This window comes from Coleofasciculus sp. A1-SPW-01 (assembly GCF_040217205.1).
GTDB lineage: Bacteria > Cyanobacteriota > Cyanobacteriia > Cyanobacteriales > Coleofasciculaceae > Coleofasciculus > Coleofasciculus chthonoplastes_A.
On record NZ_JAVJNP010000042.1, the window covers coordinates 57,760 to 73,349 of the forward strand.

At 46.5% G+C, this 15,590-nt stretch carries 17 protein-coding genes; 10 read left to right on the plus strand and 7 right to left on the minus strand.

The annotated features are described in order from the left end of the window. Window positions 1-2: 2 nt before the first annotated feature. From RH949_RS07180 to RH949_RS07200, 5 genes are all read right to left on the minus strand, one after another. Window positions 3-590: a Uma2 family endonuclease gene (locus RH949_RS07180; protein ID WP_044204220.1), complete on the minus strand. Its 588-nt coding sequence runs from the start codon at window positions 588-590 to the stop codon at window positions 3-5. Window positions 591-715: 125 nt separating this feature from the next. After that, a complete protein-coding gene (locus RH949_RS07185; protein ID WP_446352373.1) occupies window positions 716-2,308 on the minus strand; it encodes a vanadium-dependent haloperoxidase in 1,593 nt (530 codons plus the stop codon). 191 nt (window positions 2,309-2,499) lie between these two features. Then, window positions 2,500-2,757 carry a hypothetical protein gene (locus RH949_RS07190; protein WP_006098217.1) on the minus strand — a complete coding sequence of 86 codons (258 nt, stop codon included), beginning with the start codon at window positions 2,755-2,757 and terminating at the stop codon, window positions 2,500-2,502. Window positions 2,758-2,810: 53 nt separating this feature from the next. Further along, the gene (locus tag RH949_RS07195) at window positions 2,811-3,260 is read right to left on the minus strand and encodes a ferritin-like domain-containing protein (protein ID WP_006097829.1); all 450 of its coding nucleotides are present in this window, start codon (window positions 3,258-3,260) and stop codon (window positions 2,811-2,813) included. A gap of 228 nt (window positions 3,261-3,488) precedes the next feature. Then, the gene (locus RH949_RS07200) at window positions 3,489-4,376 is read right to left on the minus strand and encodes a pentapeptide repeat-containing protein (protein WP_006098160.1); all 888 of its coding nucleotides are present in this window, start codon (window positions 4,374-4,376) and stop codon (window positions 3,489-3,491) included. A 381-nt stretch (window positions 4,377-4,757) separates the two neighbouring features. On the opposite strand from RH949_RS07200, the gene ispF reads away from it, so the two are divergent. The 3 genes from ispF to RH949_RS07215 all read left to right on the plus strand — a co-directional run bounded on the left by ispF (window position 4,758) and on the right by RH949_RS07215 (window position 7,133). Beyond that, the gene (gene ispF / locus RH949_RS07205; RefSeq protein ID WP_446352374.1) at window positions 4,758-5,240 is read left to right on the plus strand and encodes a 2-C-methyl-D-erythritol 2,4-cyclodiphosphate synthase; all 483 of its coding nucleotides are present in this window, start codon (window positions 4,758-4,760) and stop codon (window positions 5,238-5,240) included. 236 nt (window positions 5,241-5,476) lie between these two features. Continuing rightward, the gene (locus tag RH949_RS07210) at window positions 5,477-6,457 is read left to right on the plus strand and encodes a M23 family metallopeptidase (protein ID WP_446352375.1); all 981 of its coding nucleotides are present in this window, start codon (window positions 5,477-5,479) and stop codon (window positions 6,455-6,457) included. Window positions 6,458-6,578: 121 nt separating this feature from the next. Further along, window positions 6,579-7,133, plus strand: coding sequence for a late competence development ComFB family protein (locus tag RH949_RS07215; protein WP_044204216.1), 555 nt, complete (start codon window positions 6,579-6,581; stop codon window positions 7,131-7,133). 144 nt (window positions 7,134-7,277) lie between these two features. Here the strand turns inward: RH949_RS07215 and RH949_RS07220 are convergent, their stop codons facing one another. Next, a complete protein-coding gene (locus RH949_RS07220) occupies window positions 7,278-7,991 on the minus strand; it encodes a L,D-transpeptidase (RefSeq protein WP_446352376.1) in 714 nt (237 codons plus the stop codon). A gap of 353 nt (window positions 7,992-8,344) precedes the next feature. Here RH949_RS07220 and RH949_RS07225 point away from each other — a divergent pair, with 353 nt between their 5' ends. Both RH949_RS07225 and RH949_RS07230 read left to right on the plus strand, forming a co-directional pair. Next, on the plus strand, window positions 8,345-9,001 hold the full coding sequence (locus RH949_RS07225) for a sigma-70 family RNA polymerase sigma factor (RefSeq protein WP_044204213.1): 657 nt from the start codon (window positions 8,345-8,347) through the stop codon (window positions 8,999-9,001). A 411-nt stretch (window positions 9,002-9,412) separates the two neighbouring features. Continuing rightward, entirely contained in the window at window positions 9,413-9,934 is a 522-nt protein-coding gene (locus RH949_RS07230; RefSeq protein ID WP_006097786.1) for an anti-sigma factor family protein, read from the plus strand. Window positions 9,935-10,002: 68 nt separating this feature from the next. On the opposite strand, the gene RH949_RS07235 is transcribed toward RH949_RS07230, so the two are convergent. Then, window positions 10,003-10,413 carry a gamma-glutamylcyclotransferase family protein gene (locus RH949_RS07235; RefSeq protein WP_446352377.1) on the minus strand — a complete coding sequence of 137 codons (411 nt, stop codon included), beginning with the start codon at window positions 10,411-10,413 and terminating at the stop codon, window positions 10,003-10,005. Between the two features lie 331 nt (window positions 10,414-10,744). Between RH949_RS07235 and RH949_RS07240 the strand changes: the two genes are divergently transcribed. The 5 genes from RH949_RS07240 (at window position 10,745) to RH949_RS07260 (ending at window position 15,495) form a co-directional block, all read left to right on the plus strand. After that, window positions 10,745-11,539 (plus strand): LmeA family phospholipid-binding protein, encoded by a 795-nt coding sequence (locus RH949_RS07240; protein ID WP_006097994.1) that lies wholly within the window; start codon window positions 10,745-10,747, stop codon window positions 11,537-11,539. Between the two features lie 113 nt (window positions 11,540-11,652). Beyond that, complete coding sequence (locus RH949_RS07245) at window positions 11,653-12,282, plus strand: MotA/TolQ/ExbB proton channel family protein (protein ID WP_446352378.1); 630 nt, start codon at window positions 11,653-11,655, stop codon at window positions 12,280-12,282. A 97-nt stretch (window positions 12,283-12,379) separates the two neighbouring features. Further along, a complete protein-coding gene (locus tag RH949_RS07250) occupies window positions 12,380-12,802 on the plus strand; it encodes a hypothetical protein (RefSeq protein ID WP_446352379.1) in 423 nt (140 codons plus the stop codon). Between the two features lie 12 nt (window positions 12,803-12,814). Next, on the plus strand, window positions 12,815-13,213 hold the full coding sequence (locus RH949_RS07255) for a hypothetical protein (RefSeq protein WP_446352380.1): 399 nt from the start codon (window positions 12,815-12,817) through the stop codon (window positions 13,211-13,213). Between the two features lie 209 nt (window positions 13,214-13,422). Continuing rightward, entirely contained in the window at window positions 13,423-15,495 is a 2,073-nt protein-coding gene (locus RH949_RS07260) for a ShlB/FhaC/HecB family hemolysin secretion/activation protein (protein WP_446352381.1), read from the plus strand. The last annotated feature ends 95 nt before the right edge of the window (window positions 15,496-15,590 follow it).

Below are 15,590 nucleotides of genomic sequence, written 5' to 3' on the forward strand. Positions count from 1 at the left end.
AATTAAACATTACCGCCTAATAGTTGTTCAGCCGTAAGTTCGAGGTGAGGAAATATCCCCGATTGAATCAAATCGCTGCCCACAAACTCCACCGCGTCATACCAACCTTCGACTAACGTGAGAACCGTGACTTTAGCATTTAGAGGGTCAACAATCCAATATTCAGGAATATCTAAAACGCTATATTCGGCTCGTTTGGCACGATAGTCGGTGCTTTTCGTCGATTCGCTGACGACTTCAACAACGAGTAGAGGTGGGGGTTCATTTAATTCAATAACGGCTTCACGATTTTGCAGGTTACGCCACTGTTCTAGAGGAATCACGACGACATCGGGAATACGAACGGTATCCCATCGACCGGCGCGGGGAGAACGCACACCGACAACTCCAGCCAAGGCTGTCCATTCTTGTCCTATTTGAGCGCATTGGTTATCAAAGGTGCGTTCCAAGAATTTTAAAATGGCTCCATGTTTTCCAGTACCCAAGCTCATCGGGACTAGCTCTCCATTAACCAGTTCATAGCAAGTGTCTGTCCCGTCGTCATACTTCAAGTATTCTTCAAGAGTCAGGCGGTTGGTGGTTGTCAGCATGGCAGGTTGGGGAAGAGTATACCAAGTGGCGGTCAACTATAACAACTAGAGCAGTGGGCAAATAACTGGGGACAAGAGACGTTGCATGCAACGTCTCTACTAGATTCTGATGCTGCTATTCAAATTTAGATGGTAATTGCTGTACCATCAAACTTGGTCAGCGAGAAACAGCTATCTTCGTTATACGTCAGCTTTTGCTCCTGCAAAATTCCGATCGCGATCGCTTCCCCTAATTTTACCGATTCGGTGTAGTCTGTACGCCAGTGTACACCTGCCATGTTGCGACCAATGGAAATATTTGCCGCTAGCTTATTCAATTCTCCGCCTACGGTGAGAACCTCTGTATCGGGTCCACTGTAGGGGATGTAAGACACCAACTGTGTCCCATCTTCATTCGGCACCATTGGCTTGGGTATCTGATAAGACTCATCAAACCACGCCTTTAACATCGTCACACAAGCCCCCGCCACTGTCGCATGTCCCGCACCGTAAGCCGGATGAGTCGGTGATCCTTCGGGAAACACTTGCGGTAGCAGATAATTACCATTTTTATCAAACATCGCTTTGAGTGCTTGAGAATTGAGAATCTCTGGATGAATTGGATACTCCGCCCGTCCCGTCATAAGATTGTGAATCAATCCACCAAAGGCTTCAGGGCGCAGCCGCCGATGCACAAACCATTTTTGATACCAAACTGCTTTTAAGGCTCGCGTCGCCACTTCTGTGACTAAACTGAGGATATGGGGTCCACCAAACGTACCAAACCCATTCTGATTCTCTGACGTGAGATAGAAATTTCCCCGATCAAACGGTGCGCCCATATCCAATAAAATCAAACAAGCATTCAAATAAGCTTGATAGAGGGCATCAAAATGCACATAATTGCCTAAATCCCGCATATTCCGAATATAGCGCGGCACTTTGTCAAATTTATCCTGACCACTGAAATCAAAGCCATTTTGCACCGCCAACCACATTTTATAATCGGTCATAAAGTCGCTGTTGGGAACAACTGTCCGTTGGCGTTGGTTAATTGTCAGCGTGCCATATTGGATATCTTTGAGCAGAAATTGCGAGATAAAAGGACCAACCACATCTCCCGGCGTAGATCCTCGGAAAATCACATCCGGTGTCACCTTACCATCTTCTTTCGGTCCCCGGAAATCCGAACAGTTTGAAAGTTCTTCGGCGGCTTTTTCAATATCGCAGTTATCGCGAAAGTCAGTAAAATTAACTTCCCGTAATAGCGCCATCCAGTACAGTTCTATGGCTTCACAAGCATTTTCTGCCCCATCGATACGGGGAGCAGGGCGAATCGTTACTGACTGAGCATCGGGTCCTTCTAAGTCAAAGGCTAACGCGGCTTGCGGATTGATTAATCGACGACAACCTAGGCGTTTGTTTTCCTCGGAACTGGATTCGGATAACTCTGGTTTGCCGCGAGTACAGCCCCGTGGTATTGCCTCAAAATCGCCAGGATTGCCACTACACAATGCTTTGAGTAAGAGTCGGTAAGCTTTTTGGTCTACTTCACCCAACTTGTTATGGGGTAAACCTTTGGAATAGTTGGCAATGTAACTGAGTTCGTTCTCAGCGTTCCGATACGCCGACTCCTCACCATTATTTAAATGCTCAGGATGGGGGCGCAAAAAGGCAATTTCAGCCGCTTCTTCACGAACTTGGCGAGATAAGCTGCGACGGGAAAAGATTTTTTTCATATTAATCTATCCTTGGAACAAGAAGCTTTATTCTTCAACAGCAATAGCAACCCATCCGGATAACTTCTAGGTTGGGTTACCCCTAAAATTTTCCAGCTTAACTTTGTCTACCGTTGACCCACGGCAGACAAGGATACGGTTGCTCAGGTTAGACGATTAGACCAATGGTAGAGGCTTCAATGATTCGCTGTCTATATCCCACATTTTTCTTTACGAAAACGGGATGCCACCTGATGCGATCGCTCACAAAAATATGTATAAGGATAAAGTATTAACTGTTTTAATGCCGTAATAGGGACGCACCTACGTAGTCGGACTGGCGGTAAACTGCTAAATCCAGGTGAACTCCCCCAGTTTTGGTAGAGATCTCCTGTTTCTAACCCGGTTAGTTCATGGGCAGCAATACCCGGTGCAGCTGAGGAAGAATTCAGGAATCCGAGAAATGCCACAGCCCCCATTCCTCCTATTTCCCGTTCCCTGTTTCCTCCCCTCACCACAATACTTATTCAGTAACCCCTAAGCTAAAATCACGCATCATCTTCTTAATCTCTATGTTGTGCATTTCCTCCTGACCAATTTGACCCCGGGCAAATTCTTCGAGATAGATGGAAGCATCTTCCACGACATCCAGAAGGTCTTTATAGAGATCTAAGGCTTTTTTCTCATGATTAAGGCTTTCCTGTAAAACATCCTGCACAGAATGTTGGTAAGTTTCCTCGATGGGCGCAATCTTTTGGCTGGGATGACCTTCTAAGCCTGTGATAATTTCTCCCACCTGTTGAGCGTGGAGTAGAGACTCACTAGCCTGTGCCTTAAAAAAGTTGACAATGGGAATTCGGTTGGGACCAATGATCATCAAGGAGTAATGAGTGTAACGCACGACGCCAGCCAACTCAAACTCCATAATGGTGTTGAGCAGGGCAATGGTCTTTTTCAGGTCAAGTTCTTTCATCATGTTGAGGTTACAGTATGTAGATTCACTGAGATCTGTTTTAGTTTATCTTTAAAGGACTCTAACAAATCAGCCAATCTACAACAGTTGCTAGAGAACATTTCGCAACCTCAGTCAGGGGAGATGGGGGAGATGGGGAAGCTGGGGTGATGGGGGGAGCGATGTAGAGACGTGCCATGGCGCGTCTGGAAGCTGGGGGAGCAAGATGCTCCCATTACGGCGAACCGCTTATTTTTGGGCATTATTCAAGTTCGCCCCGTCTAAGTTAGCTCCCGCCATATCTGTTCCTGCGATAGTGGCGTTGTTGAGATTGGCATTGTTTAAATCAGTATTGCTCAGGTTCGCGCCTTCCAGGTTGGCACTGTCTAAGTTGGCTCCTGCCAAATTCGCTCCCGCTAAATCTGCCCCGTTGAGATTAACGCCATTTAGATTAGCACCTTCTAAGTTAGAATGACTTAGATTTGCGCCTTCGAGATTGGCTCCTGCCAAATTCGCATTGGCTAAATCGGCATTGGTACAATCGGCACCTTTGAGATTTTTGCCACTCAAATCAGCGCCGTTGAGGGTCAAGCCTGCACATTTGAAGTTACTGGGTGCGACATTGGCATCACTAGCTGTAGTGGGCGGGGATATCGCCTCTTCTGTCTGGGTGGGCTGACTGACGGCGGCATTGGTTACACTATTTCTCTGTAACAACCATCCAGCTACACCAAGGGCGATAAGCACCGGAAGTGCGATCGCGACCCCCATAACTAAAGGTTTACCACGTTTAGCTTTTCGGAGTTGAGCTTCAGCTTGGATGTTTTCTAGCTCAATCTGATGAATCGCCTCTTCCATAAACTCTGATGGAATTTGGGCTTCGGTTCCAGCATCGATTAGCTCTTGTACCGAATAGCTTTGGTTGTGCTGGGCATAGAGTTGAGCAGCTCGCGTCAAAACGTCTTCGGCTTGCTCTTCTGGAATTCGATGGTTTTGCAGTTTCATAGGAGAGTTAGCGTGAGTACAATGAGCAATTTCCAGATAAGGTGGCTGGTTCCGAGAAACGGAGAATAAATCGTCGTTAACGGTTTCAGCGTCTGGCGCAATTGAACGGCGATAAAATTTATAAGCAGACAAACTTAAACTAGGTTGAATGCTTATTTAAATTTAGGCGGGAGTGGTTACTCTTACTATTGAGAATAGCTTACTCTTAAGAAAATTGAAGTGATTGAGGCGTATTTTTGAGGAAAAATGGTAAAATTTTACTGTTCCCTTAAAAAGGAATCGGTTAGTTAAAGCGTTGATAAAGAAAACAGTGACTAGAGATTAGTCAAATTTAGCGGTTGGGATTAGGGCGGGTTTTGTTGCTTCCTTTGTGGTGCGTTGACTCCTTTAATCCCTAAACCCGCCCCTACGTCTTTGGCATGCGATCGCGTATCGGTTACACAGCTGCATCATTAATCGACTTAACCAGGTGATGATTTGTAAATTAGTTAGATTAACCTTGGGGAAAAAGCCATGAATATCCGTATTGGGAACGGTTACGATATCCATAAACTGGGAAACGGACGCCCTTTGATTCTGGGGGGTGTAAACATTCCCCACGAATTGGGATTGCTAGGACATAGTGATGCAGATGTCCTCACCCATGCGATTATGGATGCCATGCTAGGCGCATTGAGTCTCGGCGATATAGGTCATTATTTTCCCCCCACCGACCCAAAATGGGCAGGAGCGGATAGTCTAGAGTTATTGAGTCAGGTGAATCAGTTAGTGCGATCGCAGGGTTGGCAGATCAGCAATATTGATTCCGTCATCGTCGCCGAACGCCCCAAGCTCAAGCCTCACATCAAAACCATGCGCGATCGTATCAGCACAACTCTAGCATTACAACCCGATCAAATTGGGATTAAAGCCACCACGAATGAAAAATTAGGACCCGTGGGACGAGAAGAAGGTATAGCGGCTTATGCTGTAGCGTTATTAGTTAAAGAGCATTAGTTCTTGGTTGGAACTTAATAAACTCAATGTACCTCACCAACATGGAAAACGCTGTATAAAGCCAGTTTGGGCTTTATTTGGTGTTGATTTTTGTTTAAGTCCCGGAGGGATACTGAAATGATCTTGGGCATTCAATGATCGGCTTGGAACCTTCTGCCTTGTCTTAAAGGCTCAATTTCCAGGGAAAGTGTTAGTCTATCCTCTAGGACTATCAAGTTGATTGTTTACCAATTCTGATGAGCGCCCTTTTACCATACTCTGAAGACATTAAAAAAGCCAGACTCAACACCCAGAGTTTAGGATTCCCCAGTCAAACCCTTTCGGTCACTCCGCGACGTTTCCCTGCCAAACCATTGGGGATCAAAGGACGGTTGACCACAGCGTTAACTGTAGGTATAGCAACGGTTTTGGCGTTCACGAGTCAAGCCGCGATCGCGCTACAAGTGCAGGTGACTCCAGAAAGCCCTCAGTTAGGGGATACACTGTCGGTGATGATTGACACAGAAACCACAACTCAACCGCCAAGCGTGTCCATCGGGCAAAAAATCTATCCCGCCTTTCCTGTCACCGCCAATCGTTATCGCGCCTTACTCCCAACCACTCCTCTGGATAAATCCGGACGTTTAGAATTTCAAGTCATTGGGGATGGTGAGGTAAGAAACCTGGCTGTATTCCTGAAAAATCGATCATTTCCCACCCAGCGTATCCGACTATCGGGTAGTGCCAACCGATCCGCCACAGAACTGGAACTCAATCGGGTGGCTGAGTTTAAAACATTGGTGACGCCGCAAAAGTTCTGGAATGGACCCTTAGTCAAACCTAATGCAGGTCGAGTGTCTACAGTGTTTGGTGTGCGTCGTTATTATAACGGAGTATTCGCCGAGGATTATTATCATCGAGGCGTTGATTACGCGGCTGGAACAGGTTCACCTGTCTTAGCACCCGCCGCCGGACGAGTGGCGTTAGTGGGACGAGAATCACAGGGGTTTAATGTACATGGTAATACCGTCGGAATTGACCATGGTCAAGGGGTGTTGAGTATTATGCTGCACCTCAATCAAATCGACGTTCAAGAAGGAGATTTTGTCCAAGCCGGTCAAAGAATTGGTACAGTGGGTTCAACGGGGGCTTCTACGGGACCGCATTTGCACTGGGGACTGTATGTTCATGGCATTGCTGTAGATCCAGTACCCTGGAGATTTGACGGTATTGAATAATACAGGGTTTAAGTTTTTTTGAAGTTTTTTCCCATCTTATACACTTATGGGTTTTGTTTGAGGTAAACTCTGGTAAGTCTCCCCTAATCCGAGTGACTAATGGGCAATCCAATCCAACACCATGAGTATTGAAAAAATCGTAGAACAAGCTCTGCAAGATGGTTACTTAACCCCAGTCATGGAAACTGAGGTTGGGCGTATTTGTGATACAGCCTCAGAGCTTTCGATCGAAGAATATATGGCGTTGGATCGCCTGATGGGAGCGCTGTTGACGGGTGAAGTCGTCGCCGTTCCGCGCAAGCAGTTTATTAACGTGATGGAGGAGTTGGTACTCACCGAAGCGATCGCGCAAGTGGCGGAAATTGAAGCAACTAGCGATCAGGTGCTGGATGTGGGCGATATCGCCGCCTATGCTCTGAATCGACTGCCTCCTCTATATGCTACGACAGAAGAAGGGGCAAAATACCAACGTCAACGAGCCAAAGAAGAACTGCAAGACTTGATCACTCAGCAAGTTGATACGGCAATCATGCAAAATCAGCATCGACCCGATTTTGGCTCTGAACGCCAAGCGATTCGTCGAGGTAGCGGTAAAGATCTGTTCCAGCAGGTGAGTTCCTTACTCCAAGATTACGCCCCCAACTTTGAACCCAAATCTGATCTCAAAAATCCTTAGAGGCGCAGGGGAAGCAGGGGAAGCAGGGGAAGCAGGGGAAGCAGGGGGAGCAGGGGGAGCAGGGGGAGCAGGGGGAGATGAGAGAGATGGGGGAGATGGGGGAGCAATTTCCTAATCAACAAAGGACGAATGACAAATGACGAATCACTTCCGCACCAAGATAGGCGTTCCGACTTGAATTTGTTCATACAACGCCTGAATATCAGCATTTCGCATTCGTAAGCAGCCGTGAGAAACTGGCTGACCCACTAGATCTTCATCATTAGTACCATGAAAGCCGATCTGATGGTATTCGTCAGACCAAAATCCGATCCAGCGATCGCCTAAGGGGTTATCGGGTCCAGTCGGGATTAAGTCACCCGTAATCGGTTGTCGCCAGATGGGGTTCCGCTGTTTACGGAGAACCTTAAAGTTACCTGTTGGCGTTTCCCAACCCGGTTGACCCACAGCAACCGGATAGCTCGCGATCTCTTGCTCCCCCCAGTAACTGTACACCTTAGCATCACTCAAATCCACGACTAGCCGCACATCCAAAGCCACGATCGCCTGATTGAGATGGGGAGTTAGTAATGATACTTGGGCGATCGCGTTTACATCAGAAGCACCTGGATGGGGTAAAATTAATCCGGCTAAAGGAACAGGTGTATCTAAACCCCATCGCAAATCCAGGGTCATTCGCTCTCTTATCCATTCACCATACTTGCCCAATAGTGGAGGTGAATCCAAATCACTCTCATCCTCCCCTCCATAAAATGTTCTCTGAACCGATTGGGCAATTTCAGAGGAGAGCTGTATCGACTGACGTTGTTGCCACGCCACTGACAATAGTAATCCTGCTGCTCCAAAGCAAAGCAGCATCAAGCTAGTTTTTAGTGAGAAGGTTCCACCCATAATAACTGAGGAGGCTATCACAACCGAGGCAACTCTAACTTATCAAAACCACTTTATATTTGACATTGGCAGCCGTCTTACCATTTTTTCCGGATAGGATGTCTTTCCTCTAGAAGAATGATGATAGGCTTTTCCAGATGCCATATTGAAACTTGACGGGAAACATTACCCGTTTGGAGGATGTACTTGGTAAGTTTGAATAGAGATAATTAAAATTTAGTTTATTCACCCCAACCAAGCCTTTGCTAATCTAAGCGGGAACTCTACGTGAAGTCAGGCGTCTGTGAAAAGTAAGGATGTTCTAGCACCCATTACCATCCATGAGCCAATCGATTTCTCTATCCTGGTCCCCGGTTGAGGTCACACCAAATAATGTGACGGTGCAACCTGAAAAACTCTCGAACTACGATTTAATTTTGCGCTGTCAGGACGGTATTACTCCTGACCGGGCTGCTTTTGCTGAACTGCTACGCCGATATCAGTCCCATGTGGAGAAGGTTTTATACCATTTGGCTCCAGATTGGCAGGACAGACCCGACTTGGCGCAAGAAGTTTGGATTAGAGTTTACCGGAATATTAAGCGCCTCAAGGAACCCGTCAAATTTAAGGGTTGGTTGAGTCGTATCACGACCAATCTTTTCTATGACGAGCTACGCAAGCGCAAGCGGGTAGCTCCGCCATTGTCCCTGGATGCACCGCGTCGGATGGATGATGGTGAGATGGATTGGGAAATTGCTGCTGATGGTCCAAGTCCGGAAGACAATATGGCAACGCGGGAATTTTACGCCCAGCTACGAGAAGCCATTAAAGACTTGCCAGAAGCATTCCGCACGACTATTGTCTTGCGAGAAATTGAAGGGATGGCTTATGAAGAGATTGCCGAAATTACAGGGGTATCCCTGGGAACCGTCAAGTCGCGTATCGCTAGAGCCCGCTCAAGACTGCAATCTCAACTGCAACCCTATCTAGATGTTTAATTGTCTCCGGATTAGAATGGGGAAATTGTTCCCCTAAACCAAAGTTCATTCTATGATGGGATATATAACATCTTGGGTGAAGTAATCCCAAACGCTTGAGGGCAATGGGATGAAGGGTGTAGTCGTTCACTCAAGTCTTGCGTTACCCTGACTAAGGTCAACTTTCAACTATTATTTTATTTGCTAAGCTGCAAAAGCTGGCAGGTTAACGGTAAAAGTCAAACCTTATCAGCCAATACAGTTTAACAGTGGGGCTGGGCATCTCCTCACTATAAAACGCCAACAGCGTAATTGATCAGATTACGACCAAGGAAGCCCATACGCTCTCTCGAATAGAGTCAGTGTGGGATGATGTCACAAACGATAACGATCCATAATTGAGCGCTAGTGAAGACTCGGTGGTGATCTAAAATGAACTCTAATTTTGATGCTCATAACTGTTCCGGGCAAAAAGCTGCCAGAGACATGGATAGTCTACAGCGCGATCGCTTTGAACTCATCAGTGCCTACATCGATGGTGAGGTGACAGCAGCCGAGCGCTATCAAGTGCAAGATTGGTTAGCCAATGATGCCAATAGCCAACGCTTGTATGCTCGACTGATGAAGCTACGCCAAGGGCTGCATCAGCTCCCCGTACCTGCCACTCAGGTAACCACTCAAGAGACGGCAAATCAGGTGTTTAGCCGCATTGATCGCCGCCGCATACGGAACACCATGGTTTGGGGGAGTGCCGCGATCGCCGCAATGTTTGTCAGTGCCTTTTCTGGGATACTCCCTGGTAGTCAGTTTATGCCACGGTTGGCTCAAACTCCTGTAACCGAAGAGGCGGCGGAACCTCTGATGATCGCCGTGAACCGTCCAGTTATCCAAATCCCCAAGGCGAAAAGTGCCTCGCCGGAAAATTTTATTGATTCTGCCATCTTCAACCCCTAAAAATCCTGTCGCTGGCAAGAAAACAGAAAAATATCTTCCCCTTATACCCCATTTCCTTGATGGGGTATTCATAATTCAGACTTCATCGGATTCCACCAACCCGAAGAAATGAGTGTACCCCCCAAACGCTGCACTCGCTCAGGTTGCATCAGGTAAATCCAAGCCTGTCCTAACGATTGGTTCGCCAGATCATAAATAGTCACTTGTTGCCGATAATATTCATTGTCCTCTGGGATTCGCTGCGGATTGTAGTCTTCTAGCTGATCCAAAACGGTTAAAAGGGTTGGTTCAGTAAACGTCAGTAAAAATCCTCGCACCGGACTATTTCCAGGAATCATCGCTGGATAGCCGATGGGCAAATTAAACAGTTGACCCAACGCGATCGCAGGTTGGGCGGCTATCACTTTTCCTTCACAGTAGCGTTGATAATTGACTTCCCCAGGTTTGAGAGTCCCGTAAACAAACACCCGGATGGACATACTCCCCTCCTAATCCTTTGACTGTCCTGGACTAAGCTTTGAAATAATTGATCAGATTCCATGGTAGAGTTTAGGGGTTGAAGTTACGAAAACCGTTCCCTGTGACACACCGAGCGAAGTCGAGGTGTTCCCTGCTCCCTTCTCTCACCTTTATCAAAACTAATCATTCACTTCAGAAATTCTATTCCCATAGCTAGATCCCAAGTCAACCCTAGGTCTATGCTAGTTACTCATTCAGGACATCCATCAATACACCCAACGTGAGATTGCTGAAGGCTTCACATTTTGTTACAAATGTAAAGAGACAACTCGCGTGGATAACAGGACTACTATGCTCGGTGGCTTTGCCGGTTTAACCAACCCGTCTGGTACAGATTGGGGCGAACGGATGCTCAATACCGTCGCTAGCAATACGATTCGCCACCTCTTTACTCGCAGTGAGTCTGTCGAGGTTTCGGTGCGCTGCAATCCCTCCAGTAAACTGTTACAGGGTAGCATTGACAGCTTTAAGATGCAGGGGCGAGGCTTGGTGATCCGTAGACAGTTTCGGACTGAGGAGATGTCCTTTGAAACAGACGCTGTGTCCTTGGACTTCAGTTCTGTCCTCAAGGGTCAGATCCACCTGAAGCAACCCACCCAAGCGATCGCCCAAGTCGTGTTGACAGAACCCGATATCAACCAGTCGTTTAAAGCCGAACTGGTGCGAAAGCGTTTAGAAAATATTTCCATTCCCGAATTGGAGGATATCACTGGGGGTAAACCAATTTCCTTCACCGACGTGCAACTCAAGCTGCTTCCCAATAACCGGATTCAGCTTTTTGCCAAAGTTAACCTTCCCGATCAGGAGTTAGTCCCGATTAGCATGACCTCAACTTTAGCTGTAGAACGGCGGCGGCGGATTCTGTTCAAAGACTCTAAATTTGAACCGGATACTATTCCAGAGGAATTGCGAGGCAATTCTGAAGCCTTGACCGATGCCCTGGATAAGATTTTGAATAATATGGTGGATCTGGATCGCTTCAATCTTGATGGCGTTACGATGCGAATCAATCGCCTAGAAACCCAAGGACAACAGCTGATATTCAGTGGTTACGCCCAAATTGATCGTATTCCTAATACTCCGTAACCATTAAGGGGGTGTAGGGTGTAGGGTGTAGGGTGTAGGGCTTGTAGCAGACAAGGCAACAAGGAAAAATTTGCCCTCTTTTCCTCTTCCCTCATCACGAATTGAGCAACTGCATGTCATTGAACGCCTTTTTTTCCTTGGGTGGGGTCGTTATGTTGCCCCTATTAGTGCTTTCTATCTTAGCGATCGCGCTAATTTTAGAGCGGCTAAATTTTTGGTGGCGAGTCACCCAGCGCCAGAACCGCCTGATGCGAGAGGTGCTGCACCTCTACCAACAAAATCCCCCAGAAGCCTTTCTCAAGCTAGAACAAAACAGTGATCTGCCGATCGCCCGAATTTTTCTAGCGGCGTTGGAACTCAAACGTCCCACTCCCGAACAATTTCGACTCGCCCTCGAAAGTGCGGTGCAAGCGGAGTTACCCATTCTCAAGCGGTTCAACACCGTATTTGAGACAGTCATCAGTGTCTCACCTCTGCTGGGACTTTTAGGTACAATTTTAGGCTTAATTGACGCCTTTGCTGCCCTACGGATTGGGGATATTGGCGGTCAAACCACCGTGGGTGTAACAGGGGGTATCAGTGAAGCCTTAATTTCCACCGTCGCCGGGTTGAGTGTCGCGATCGCGACTCTGATCTTTGCCAACACCTTTCGCGGATTATATCGGCGTCAACTCGCCCTGATTCAAGAATATGGGGGCAAGTTGGAACTGATTTATCTGGGTTATTACGAGCGAATGAAATAGCGATGGGCGCATCAGAATTTAAAACCCTTCCCCCTTTACCCGGTGTAGAGACAGAACCATAATCATGTATAATTGAATAGATTTAATCGTACTCCTGATGAGCGAATCCTATGTAAATAGAAACCCTAGAGCAACATCAGACGAAATTAAAATTGGCGAATTTTTGAATCGTCAAGCTCAATTGGGTCAACTTTCAGGAGTCATTCGGGTAGAAGGTGCAGCAGAAATACCAGGTAGTCGCAGTGGGGATTATCGCTTTATTCATCCAGACGGTAGCCAAACCTCTGCTGACTTAATGCAGCCTCAAAGCAAACGAACTAGGAGTATCGCCCAAAATATCATAGAAAAAAGCAATCAAGCGAAGATTGTCGTGATTGAACTAGCTAGAGGAGAAAGTAACCAAATTACAATTAATCAAGCTGAAAACATGGCTGATAGTGTTCTCTCTACACCCGATTGCGGGATCAGCCGAATTATTTTTATTAAAAGCCATCAGATTATCGTTGATATCTCCCATTAAGAGGAATTATCCATGCCCAAGCTCACTTGTTTATGCGGTGAAAACATCAATTTATCACCAATTCCCAATCCCCAAGGATTCAAGCTAGTCTGGGAACCTTTACGGGAAAAATTAATTGAGGAACTGATTACGGCTTACTCCTCAGCGAAATCTGAGCAAGAGTTTGAAGATTTAATCTACAAACTCCTTTATCCTCGGAATCCAGAGTTTCCCCAAATTTATGAATGTTCAAATTGTCAGAGAATTGCGGTATTTGCTCGTGCAGCTGACAGTCAACCTACAGTTTGGTACGAACCAAAATTTAAGGGAGGAACAATAAATTCAATCCGTTCTCTAGTAGAAAATTCCCAAGACGACGAAAAAGCCCAATCAACTCAATCAGATTATGTCCCATTAAATACCTATCATTAGGACGAATATCACTGAATTAAGCGTTTGTAGTAAGCGCTTGAGCGCTTCTGGCACGCCCTTCGTGGCAATCTGGATTTATTTTTTGATCAATGCAACGTCTCTACAATGGTGCCGAAAGTCCTAAGCTGTCATGCATTTAAATTGGGAAGGGGTAGCGAGCAAGATGCTCGCACTACAAGGATTTTGCCATTCTTGACATTAAGGTTTAAATGCCGAACAGCTTAATCGATGTGTCTACTGCTGATGCTCAAGCGGCTCTCAAACAACATCAGACAGGTGGTCCGCCAATTACTTTGGCTCAGGGGGTGAGGGGATATCTCTGGGAAGGCGCTAGACAAAATCCACCGAGTCCATTTTCTTCAGTGATGTGGGAACAGGATGGTCAGATTTATACGGTTCGGTTGCGGGTTCAGCCACGTCAGACTCTGCTTTATATGGCGGGTTCTATGGCGAATGCTGAACCAATTGTTGGTGCGGTGGCGGCTGAGGTGAATCAACCAGAACCTCCACCAATTTTACCCAGGGTTGTGCCTTCTCCTGCTCCTGTCTCGGAGGAAACTCTAGTGGCGCTGAAAAGAGAACCAGAGGGTTCTGGTGCGAGTGAAGGGAATCCCAGGAACTCAGTATCAGCATCTTTGGGGGCAAATGCTTCTGGACAAGGAACATTGACTTCAACAGAGTCCTCTGAACAATTGGAAGAATGTCGTCTCGATTCCCAACCGGAGATGATGACAAAACCACTTTTAAGTATTCCAGTTACCGTTGAAGGCAACCCAGGGTTGGTTGAGGTTAAAGGTAGCACAATTTTCGATGCGGATACAATTGCTACAAGAATTAATCCAATTATTCAGAGGTTAGAAGCTGGGAGTTTAAGTCTAGAAGAGTTCCCCAAAGAAACAAGCAATGCAATTACTCAACTTTATCTAGAAAATCACTATATAACTTCCAAAACTGATATCCCAGAGAATCGGAACGGGATTTGGGAGTTTAATATTATTGAAGGAGGTTTGCAGAGCGTTCAAATTGAGGGCAGACAGCGGTTAAATCTTGCTTATATTTGTAGTCGGATCAAACTGGCTGCGGGGATTCCTCTGAATGCCAATCGCCTGGAAGAACAATTGAGGTTGCTGGGGGTGAGTCCCCATTTGGAAAATGTAGAGGCGAGTCTGCGTAGTACGGGAAATGAAGGCAAGAGTGTTTTGATTGTACGGGTGAGGGAGGTCAATCCGTTTGGATTTAACTGGAATATTGATAATTATTCTCCCCCTAGCGTTGGCTCGGAACGATTGGGTATGGGGTTCCGTTATCTGAATTTAACTGGTTTTGGGGATATCCTGACTGGCTCCTATCGTTTTACGACCACGGGGGGAGCAGATATTTTTGATTTTACCTATCAGATGCCTGTTAACCCGATGGAAGGGGCTTTTTTACTGAGAGTGGCTCCAAATCGCAATGAAATTACCCAGTCGCCATTTGATGAGTTGGGAATTCAAGGTGAGACGGAATTGTATGAAATTGGGTTTCGTCAACCGTTGGTGCGGACTCCTCGCGAAGAGTTTGCCTTGTCGCTGAGGTTTGCATTTCAGGAGGGTCAGACGTTTGTTTTCGACGAATTGCCGACTCCCTTTGGCATTGGACCCGATGAGGATGGTGTTTCTCGTACCAGTGTGTTTAAGTTGGGTCAGGATTATATCCATCGGGATATCCAGGGAGCTTGGTCTTTGCGATCGCAGTTTAGTTTGGGTACGGGGTTATTTGATGCGACGACGAATCCGGGTTCTATTCCCGATGGGCAGTTTTTCAGTTGGTTGGGTCAAGTACAACGGGTACAGCAGTTGAGTGAGAACAATTTTTTGATTATTCAAGGGGATGTCCAGTTAACGCCGGACAGTTTGCTACCATCCCAGCAGTTTGTGATTGGTGGGGGTCAGTCCCTGCGGGGCTATCGCCAAAATGCGCGGACGGGGGATAATGGATTTCGCCTCTCGATTGAAAACCGAATTACAATCGAGCGCGATGCAGCAGGAGAACCGGAGATTCAAATTGCGCCGTTTTTGGATTTGGGAATGGTTTGGAATGTGGAGGATGATCTCAGGGATTCATCTGACCAGAAGTTTTTGGGCGGGGTTGGCTTGGGGTTATTATGGGAAGGATTTTTAGACATTGATGAGCTGAGTTTGCGCCTTGATTATGCACTACCGTTGATTGAGCTAGATGACCGGGGTGAAAATGCCCAGGATGAGGGTTTTTATTTTAATATTAATTATCAGCCGAAATGGTGAGGGAAAGCAATAGTTTGTAGTGAGAACTTTAGTTCTCTAACGCATGGCTGGAGAGGGCTAAAGCCCTCACTACGAACAATTGTTATAAAAATAAA